General features: G+C 62.8%; 7 protein-coding genes and 1 pseudogene. 4 read left to right on the top strand and 4 right to left on the bottom strand.

Translation table 11 applies throughout. The features are described 5' to 3' along the window. Nucleotides 1-266: 266 nt before the first annotated feature. The 4 genes from NKI01_RS30585 to lepA all read right to left on the bottom strand — a co-directional run bounded on the left by NKI01_RS30585 (nucleotide 267) and on the right by lepA (nucleotide 4575). On the bottom strand, nucleotides 267-890 hold the full coding sequence (locus NKI01_RS30585; RefSeq protein WP_352910931.1) for a CDGSH iron-sulfur domain-containing protein: 624 nt from the start codon (nucleotides 888-890) through the stop codon (nucleotides 267-269). A gap of 526 nt (nucleotides 891-1416) precedes the next feature. Continuing rightward, a complete protein-coding gene (locus tag NKI01_RS30590; protein WP_502896353.1) occupies nucleotides 1417-1791 on the bottom strand; it encodes a hypothetical protein in 375 nt (124 codons plus the stop codon). Nucleotides 1792-2071: 280 nt separating this feature from the next. Beyond that, on the bottom strand, nucleotides 2072-2596 hold the full coding sequence (locus tag NKI01_RS30595) for a hypothetical protein (protein ID WP_352965820.1): 525 nt from the start codon (nucleotides 2594-2596) through the stop codon (nucleotides 2072-2074). Nucleotides 2597-2769: 173 nt separating this feature from the next. Next, nucleotides 2770-4575, bottom strand: coding sequence for a translation elongation factor 4 (gene lepA / locus NKI01_RS30600; RefSeq protein WP_352593269.1), 1806 nt, complete (start codon nucleotides 4573-4575; stop codon nucleotides 2770-2772). Nucleotides 4576-4733: 158 nt separating this feature from the next. Here lepA and NKI01_RS30605 point away from each other — a divergent pair, with 158 nt between their 5' ends. The 4 genes and pseudogenes from NKI01_RS30605 to msrA all read left to right on the top strand — a co-directional run bounded on the left by NKI01_RS30605 (nucleotide 4734) and on the right by msrA (nucleotide 8082). Then, nucleotides 4734-5819: a TadE/TadG family type IV pilus assembly protein gene (locus tag NKI01_RS30605; RefSeq protein WP_352593266.1), complete on the top strand. Its 1086-nt coding sequence runs from the start codon at nucleotides 4734-4736 to the stop codon at nucleotides 5817-5819. A 378-nt stretch (nucleotides 5820-6197) separates the two neighbouring features. Next, nucleotides 6198-6876 (top strand): annotated as a pseudogene (locus tag NKI01_RS30610) (DUF1223 domain-containing protein). A 79-nt stretch (nucleotides 6877-6955) separates the two neighbouring features. Then, entirely contained in the window at nucleotides 6956-7276 is a 321-nt protein-coding gene (locus NKI01_RS30615) for a hypothetical protein (RefSeq protein WP_352965825.1), read from the top strand. A gap of 77 nt (nucleotides 7277-7353) precedes the next feature. Next, nucleotides 7354-8082 (top strand): peptide-methionine (S)-S-oxide reductase MsrA, encoded by a 729-nt coding sequence (msrA, locus tag NKI01_RS30620; RefSeq protein ID WP_352593261.1) that lies wholly within the window; start codon nucleotides 7354-7356, stop codon nucleotides 8080-8082. The last annotated feature ends 170 nt before the right edge of the window (nucleotides 8083-8252 follow it).

Raw genomic sequence — 8252 nt, forward strand, 5'->3', positions numbered from 1 at the left:
CAAGGCGACCGCCCAGGTGACGATGGCGGCGATCGCCTTCAACATGCGCCGATGGGCCGCTATCGCGGGATAGGTGCGCCTGAGTCCGCCCATACAGGGTCGGACGACCGCCTGAAACCCCAAACAAGACGTCAAATCCCCCGCAAAGCGAACAACCGCCGCAACCCCGCCGCCGCAAGCTTTTGCTCATGACTGCGCAACAGGTCCCTTGAGGGGGAGATGTCCGGCAGGACAGAGGGGGGTGTGACGGATCGCAACCTTGGCAATTACCCGACAAACCCCACGCGCTTGTGGCTGCCATCGCAGAACGGCTTGTTGGCGGAGTGGCCGCAGCGGCAGAGGAAGGTGCGTTGCGTGCGGTCGACCGTGTGGCCGGTGCCGGTGACGATTTCGAGATTGCCTTCGAGCTTGAGCGGGCCGTTGGTGGTCGGCGTGACGGTGAGCGGGCCATCGCGCGCTTCCAATGCCGGCGTGTCTTTCAGCGCCGGCTCGCCGGTGGCGGTGAAGCCCGCCTTGGCGTGGCTGCCATCGCAGAACGGCTTGTTTTCCGAGGCGCCGCAGCGGCAGAGCGTGGCGCGGTAAAATGTTTCGCCGCCCAGCACGATCTCGGCATGCACGGCCAGCGGGCCGTTTTCCCTTATGCGCACAATGTTGAGCACCGGCGGCTGTTCCTGCGGCCCGCCATCCTTGCGGACATAGGTGATGGCGCCGGACGGGCAGCCTTCGGCGAGCGCCACGATCTTCTCGACGCTGGCCGCCTCGGGGTGGATCCACTGGTCGGGCGCATTGGGCACGAAGACACGCGGATCGCCAAGCACGCAGTTGCGCGAATGGATGCAACGTTTTCCCGAAAAGCCGATCTCTATGTTTTCGCCTTCGACCACTGCCATGGGTGGGATCTCCTCTCGGACTACGCTATGGCGACGGCCAGGACGACGTCAAGGCAGCATTCTCCACCTCGTGAGGGCCGACCTCGGGCGCGGCGGGAAGGGAATTCGCATTTTTTGCTCGCAGCACTACATTTTGTTCTTGCTTTGTGCCGGCAGCTATGCTACTAATTTGACTATGGTGCCAATCGGCTCCAACGACCCGCCCCACCGAGGCGGGTTTTTTGTTTCAGCTTTGAATTCCGGCGTTGCCGGCCGACGCTGGCGGGACAGCGCTCCGCTGCTATGGCCTCTGTACGACCACCTGGCCCACAAGGGTGAGGCAATCGCATACAGGAGTCCCCCTCATCCGGCCGCTTCGCGGCCACCTTCTCCCCGAGGGGAGAAGAGGCTGGCGCCAGTGCAGGCGACTCCTCTCCCCTCGGGGAGAGGTCGGATTGCCCCGAATTCCCCTTCGCAATTCGGTTGGCAATCCGGGTGAGGGGGCGCTTGCCGGTGTGCAATAGCCCTCGAACAAAAGGGAGACAGTTCACGGAACCAGATCGATTTCCTCGGTCTCGCCGCCACTGCAGGTGTAGCAGCAATCGTCGCATTTTTCCGCGTTGGCGGGGCCGACACCCCAATAGGTATTCTCGTCACCATCGACCCAGGCGCCGTAGCAGATCGATTCGCCGTCATTGCAGGACAGCGGGATCGACTTGGTCTCGCCGTCGTTGAGATAATAATCCTGATTGTTGCCCGGCCAGACGTGGTCGCGGTCCTGGCTGTACAGTTCGACGCGCATGGCGTTGGGATGGCTGTTCTTGATCTCGAACGTGACATCGCCGGCATGCGCGACGGGCGCAAACAATCCGACGATGAACAGCGCAGCGGCAACGCGGCGCGCGAAAGCGTAAGACAACATGATGATTCCCCCCGGAATGAAACGGCCTGCTCGGCCGCGCGGGGGGAACATGGCATGGCGGGTTGAAGGGTGGAAGAGGTGATTGCGGCATTTGCGTCGCAAGACGCGCGAGGCTGCTAAGGAAGAACCCTCTCCGGTTTGCTTCGCAAACCACCTCTCCCCACTTCGTGGGGCGAGGAAACCGCCAATCGCCGAAGCCTCACAAGACCTGGGTTCCTCGCCCCCACATGGTGGGGGAGAGGTGGCCGCGAAGCTGCCGGAGAGGGGCGGTCCGACGGGCTCAACGATCGGGCTTCAGCAGGGTCCATATCCAGCCGATGAATGTGAGCACCAGGAAGGGATATCCGGCAGCGGGCAGCGGCGCCGAGGTCGGCAGCAAAGGGGTGCCCCAGAGGATCAGGCCCACTGAGACGACAAACAGCACAGCCGCCACGACAGCGGTGAGCCGCATCCACAGGGCGAAGGTTTTCGGCGCGCTGACCATGATCAGCGCCGCCGCCCAGAGCGAGATACCGCCGACATAGGAGGGCACGCTGGCCTCAAGCCCCGCCGCATTGCCGGCGAGCAGCAGGCTCTCGCCGGCGAGAAAGGTCAGAAATCCGGCCGCCACGCAGTCATTGCCCAGCCGCTGATATTTCATCGTCAGCAGCGCGGTTGCTACCACCAGTGCGACGCCGTCGATCGTCCAGAGTGTTTCGCGAAGGGACGCGCTCTCGACGAAGGTGCCGACGAGGCCCATCGCGCCGCCGATGGCAAGGCCGATCGCGGCGATCGTGTCGGAGATAGCAGGGCTGGCGGGACGCATCGGGACCTCCCTTCCAAGCTCAAGGATACTTCAAGACGGGACCTTCTCCAATGGCGGCCCGCTGCCTAAAGCGAAGGGCATTGGCCGGCGCATATTTAATCGCATCGGGAGGCGGTTCGGTCAGCTCGAAATTGGGAACAGCCCGGCCACGGGGGAAATGGGCGTAACCCCGTTCAATCGCCCATCTTCAGCGCCTGGATAAACGCCTCCTGCGGGATATCCACCTTGCCGAACTGGCGCATCCGCTTCTTGCCCTCTTTCTGCTTGTCGAGCAGCTTGCGCTTGCGCGAGACGTCGCCGCCGTAGCATTTGGCGGTGACGTCCTTGCGCAGCGCCGAGATCGTTTCGCGGGCGATGACCTTGCCGCCGATCGCCGCCTGGATCGGGATTTTGAACAGATGGTGCGGGATCAGCTCCTTCAGCTTCTCGCACATCTGGCGGCCGCGCTTTTCCGCCGCCGTGCGGTGGACCAGCATCGACAGCGCGTCGACCGGCTCCTCATTGACCAGGATCGACATTTTCACCAGGTCGCCTTCCTTGTAGTCGGTCAAATGATAGTCGAAGGAGGCGTAGCCCTTGGAGATCGACTTCAGACGATCGTAGAAGTCGAAGACCACCTCGTTGAGCGGCAAATCGTATATCAGCATGGCGCGCTTGCCGACATAGGACAGGTCGGCCTGGATGCCGCGCCGGTCCTGGCATAGCTTCAGGATGCCGCCGAGATAGTCGTCGGGGGTGAGGATGGTGGCGCGGATCCATGGCTCCTCGATGGCGGAGATCTTGACCACGTCGGGCATGTCGGCCGGGTTGTGGAGTTCCTTGACCGTGCCGTCGTTCAACAGCAGGCGGTAGACGACGCTGGGCGCGGTGGCGATGAGGTCGAGGTTGAACTCGCGCTCCAGCCGCTCCTGGATGATTTCGAGATGCAAGAGGCCGAGGAAGCCGCAGCGATACCCGAAGCCGAGCGCGGCGCTGGTTTCCATTTCAAAGGAGAAGGACGCGTCATTGAGGCGCAGTTTGCCGACGGCGGCGCGCAGGTCTTCGAAATCGGCGGCGTCGACGGGGAACAGGCCGCAGAACACCACCGGCTGCGCCGGCTTGAAGCCGGGCAGGGCTTGTGCCGTCGGGCGCTTGTCTTCGGTGATGGTGTCGCCGACGCGGGTATCGGCAACCTCCTTGATCGAGCCGGTGAAGAAACCGAACTCGCCGGGGCCGAGCTCATCGACATTGATGCGGGCGGGCGTGAAGACGCCGGTGCGCTCGACCAGGTATCTGGCGCCGGTGCCCATCATGCGGATGGTCTGGCCCTTCTTCAGCACGCCGTCGATGATGCGGACCAGCACGATGACGCCGAGATAGGCATCATACCAGCTGTCGACCAGCATCGCCTTCAGCGGGGCCGTGATGTCGCCCTCGCGCGGCGGCGGCAGATCGTTGACGATCGCTTCGAGCACGTCGGGAATGCCGAGGCCGGTCTTGGCCGAAATCAGCACGGCGTTGGAGGCGTCGATGCCGATCACCTCCTCGACCTGCTCGCGGATGCGCTCGGGCTCGGCGGCGGGCAGGTCGACCTTGTTCAGCACCACGACGATCTCGTGGTTGTTGTCGATCGCCTGGTAGACATTGGCCAGCGTCTGCGCCTCGACGCCTTGCGAGGCGTCGACGACCAGCAGCGAACCTTCGCAGGCGGCGAGCGAGCGCGACACTTCATAGGCGAAGTCGACATGGCCGGGCGTGTCGATCAGGTTGAGGATATAGTCCTGCCCATTGTTGGCGTGGTACTTCAGCCGCACCGTCTGCGCCTTGATGGTGATGCCGCGCTCGCGCTCGATGTCCATCGAATCCAGCACCTGCTCCTTCATGTCGCGCAGCTCCAGCCCGCCGGTCGACTGGATCAGCCGGTCGGCAAGCGTGGATTTGCCATGGTCGATATGGGCAACGATGGAGAAGTTGCGGATGTTTTTGATCGGCGTGGTCATGCGGCGCGCTTTAGCAGGGGCACGCTACATCGGCAAGCGGCGGGGCGCGGGTGCGGCGGCGGGGCGGCAAAGTCGTTAAACTTTGATCCATGAGATTAGAGCATAGTTCGCGCGCGGCGTGATAGTCCACTGGCCATCGCCGTTTCGGGGGGATCGGAATGCCGCTGTCCGCACGCAAATTTCTCAAATCGGTGAGCGGCTCGTTCGCGCCATTGCTCGCCATCTTGCTTATCCCGATGGTTGCCGCATTGGGTTTTTCCATCGACTATACCTCGGCGGTTTCAACCAGGGCCTCGATGCAGAGCGCACTCGATGCTGCGTCGCTGTCGATTACGACGCTGGAGACGACCACGACGTTGGCGGACCGCCAGGTGAAGCTGCAGGAGGTGTACCTGGCCAATGGCGGGCAAGGCACGGCCAAGCTCGACAGCTTCGTCGTCGCCACCGACGGCGCAGCCAGCATCAAGGCTTCGGCCGGCTTCGCCATGCCGACAAGTTTCATGCAGATCGTCAAGATCAATACGGTGCAGGTCGGCGTTGCGTCGGCGGTGACAAAGCGGCCGGCACTGGTGGAGGCGACGTTCAAGGTCGACAAGATCTCTGGCTGGTGGGACAAGACGGTGACGCTGTACGGCACCAAACCCGGTGACACGGTGGCTAACAAGCTGATGAGGATCTCCTACGTACACAACAGGTTTGGCGATCCCAAAGGTTACGGAACGTCCTCTGTCTACACGATCAACGGAACGACGGAGACGCTGGTCCAGAAACAAGTATGCACGACCGCCACGGTGCTCAGCTTCTACGGCTTGCCCACCGGCACAATCACTCAGACCAGCGGCACCAAGAAATACGCAACCACCTGCGTCAACACGATGTATCCCGCGACCGGCGCCGGTGCGGTGATCGATGTGAAGGACATCGACAACCTGTCTCTCGAGATGAAGATTCCGAATCCCAATCCTGGTCTTGGCGGCGGCTATCTGGCCTCAGGCACGAAGACAACCCTGCGATCGGACGATCCGGTCACTTCCGATCGATTGTTCATCGACAAGGTCAAGACGCTAGCCAATACGACTGTCGACATCTTTACGGCCGTGCCGTGCGGCACCACCAGCAGCCAAGCGTGGGAAGATGGCGGATCACTTACCAACAACACCGTAGGTGACGCCGATTTTTCCTATTTTGTGACCGGCAAATGCGCCTTCAACAAGCGGCCTTCGGAGACCGTGCTTACGCAATAGCCGGGCCAAGTGCCGATCTCCCCCCGTGTGGGGGAGATGGCCGGCAGGCCAGAGGGGGGCGCTGTCCCGCGGCTCTCGTAATTTGCAAATCTGGCAACCTCCAATCCGCTTGGCCCATCCTAGCATCGAGTTGGCGTTACTCGGCGTCCACGTAGGATGACGCTCGGTGGCGCCCCCCTCTGTCCTGCCGGACATCTCGCCCACAAGGGGGGAGATCGGATGTCGCCTCGCTCTCGCCAATCCCTAAGACGAAAAACTTGGACTTCTCCTCAATCACGAAGCGGTGATGCTGTAACGAACCGTGTGTCGGCGGCGAAGTGTGGACATGGAACCGCACAGGAGAACAGCGATGACCGGATCGGAACGAAGCACAGCCCGCTGTTTTCCGCGACTTTGTTTCCGGCAATCGGTTTTTCGGTAACCAGCGCGGCCGCCGGCCAGACGCTGACCGTCGTAGAGCTGTTCACCAGCCAGGGCTGCTCGTCCTGTCCGCCGGCCAACGCCAATCTGATCAAGGTCAAGGACCGGCCCGGCGTGCTGGCGCTGTCCTTCAACGTCACCTACTGGGACTATCTCGGCTGGAAGGACACATTCGGCAAAGAAGAATTCACGCAGCGCCAGGTCCGCTATGAACCGTCGCTCGGCCGTTCCGGCCCGTTCACGCCGCAAGTGGTGGTCAACGGCAGGGCCGATGCCGTCGGCGCCAGGCCGGGCGAGATCGAGCAGCTGATTTCGAGCGGCGGCCACGGTGACGGACCTTCGCTGTCGCTCGCCGGCGGAAAGATCAGCATCGGCGCCGGTCCGGTGCCCGGCGGCAGGGCCGACGTCTGGCTGGTTCACTACCGGCAAGGGCGTCGTCGAGGTGCCGGTGGCGCGCGGCGAAAACACCGGCCGCACGCTGCCGCACGCCAATGTCGTGCATTCGCTGACCAGGCTGGGCAGTTGGACCGGCGACGCCACCGCGCTGCCACTGCCGGCGGCGACGGGTGGCCTCAGCACAGCGGTGCTGGTGCAGGTGCCGGGCGGCGGGCCGATCCTTGCTGCCGCAGCGAATTAGAACACGTTCCGAAATTTGCGCAACGCCGCAGCGGCGCCGCCGCATGCGATCAACCCCTGCCAAACCCAAGGAGATCATCATGACCAATCGTTTGACCAATCGCCCGACCCTGGCGGCACTCGCCTTCGCACTTTGCTCGACGGCGCTGTTCGCCGGAGGCGCGGCGCGGGCCGAAGATGCGATGAAGCCGGCGAACGCCATGGCGACAAACGCCATGAAGCCGGCAACCGATGCCATGAAGCCGGCCGGCGCCATGGCGCTTGATGCAATGGCCACAACTGCGATGAAGGCGGGCGATCCGATGAAGGCCGACTGCATGGACAAGGCCGCCGCCGAGACGGACGCCATGAAGAAGGCAGAGGCGACCAAGGCCTGCGATGCCATGGCTCCGGCCAAATAGGCGATGCGCACAGCAATGTGAGAGCCCGGCGGATCTATCCGTCGTATAATCCACACCAGCATCATGGGAGATCAGACATGACCGGAGCCCTGAAACGATCGTCGATTTTCGCAAAAGCAGCACTTGCCGCGCTCATCCTCACGGCTGCTGCTGCCGTGTTCTGGCAGACACCGGCAGTCTCGGCCGAAGACGCGGTGGTGATCCCGCCGCCGGCAATGGACGAGAAGGCCACCGCCGGGACCGAAAAGGCGGTCTTCGCCGGCGGCTGCTTCTGGGGCGTCCAAGGCGTGTTCCAGCACGTCAAGGGCGTCACCAGCGCCGTTTCCGGCTATGCCGGCGGCGACAAGGACACCGCCGTCTATGAAATGGTCGGCACCAGCCGGACGGGCCATGCCGAATCCGTCGAGATCACCTACGACCCGTCCGAGGTGACCTACGGCCAGCTGCTGCAGGTGTATTTCTCGGTGGCGCACAACCCGACGCAACTGAACTACCAGGGCCCGGACAGCGGCACCCAGTACCGTTCGACGATCTTTGCCGAAAACGACACGCAGAAAAAGATCGCCGAAAGCTACATCGCCCAGCTCGACAGGGCCAAGGTGTTTGCAAAGCCGATCGTGACGACGCTGGAGACCGGCAAGACCTTCTATCCGGCCGAGGACTATCACCAGGACTTCCTGACGCTCAACCCGACCTATCCCTATATCGTCTACAATGATCTGCCCAAGGTCGAGAATCTGAAGCGGCTGTTCCCCAATCTCTACAGCGAAAAGCCGGTGCTGGTGCTGGCCGCCAACAAGAGCTGATTTTTTGCGCCGGCGGGCGCGACGGAGAATAAGCGTCGGCGATCCTTCGCACCCCCCTCTGTCCTGCCGGACATCTCCCCCGCAAGGGCAGGGCTATCGCATATGAGTGATGGCATTGATGAGATAGTCGTCGTTCCAGGCGCATTTCTTGATGCGATGGCTGATGGGAA

This window comes from Mesorhizobium sp. M0815 (assembly GCF_040319995.1).
GTDB lineage: Bacteria > Pseudomonadota > Alphaproteobacteria > Rhizobiales > Rhizobiaceae > Mesorhizobium.

Bases quoted from the DNA above. Each gene is read 5' to 3' on its own strand.
- msrA (WP_352593261.1), top strand. From the start codon at position 7,354: ATGACCGGAGCCCTGAAACGATCGTCGATTTTCGCAAAAGCAGCACTT.
- NKI01_RS30615 (WP_352965825.1), top strand. From the start codon at position 6,956: ATGACCAATCGTTTGACCAATCGCCCGACCCTGGCGGCACTCGCCTTC.
- NKI01_RS30590 (WP_502896353.1), bottom strand. From the start codon at position 1,791: ATGTTGTCTTACGCTTTCGCGCGCCGCGTTGCCGCTGCGCTGTTCATC.
- NKI01_RS30605 (WP_352593266.1), top strand. From the start codon at position 4,734: ATGCCGCTGTCCGCACGCAAATTTCTCAAATCGGTGAGCGGCTCGTTC.
- NKI01_RS30595 (WP_352965820.1), bottom strand. From the start codon at position 2,596: ATGCGTCCCGCCAGCCCTGCTATCTCCGACACGATCGCCGCGATCGGC.
- NKI01_RS30585 (WP_352910931.1), bottom strand. From the start codon at position 890: ATGGCAGTGGTCGAAGGCGAAAACATAGAGATCGGCTTTTCGGGAAAA.
- lepA (WP_352593269.1), bottom strand. From the start codon at position 4,575: ATGACCACGCCGATCAAAAACATCCGCAACTTCTCCATCGTTGCCCAT.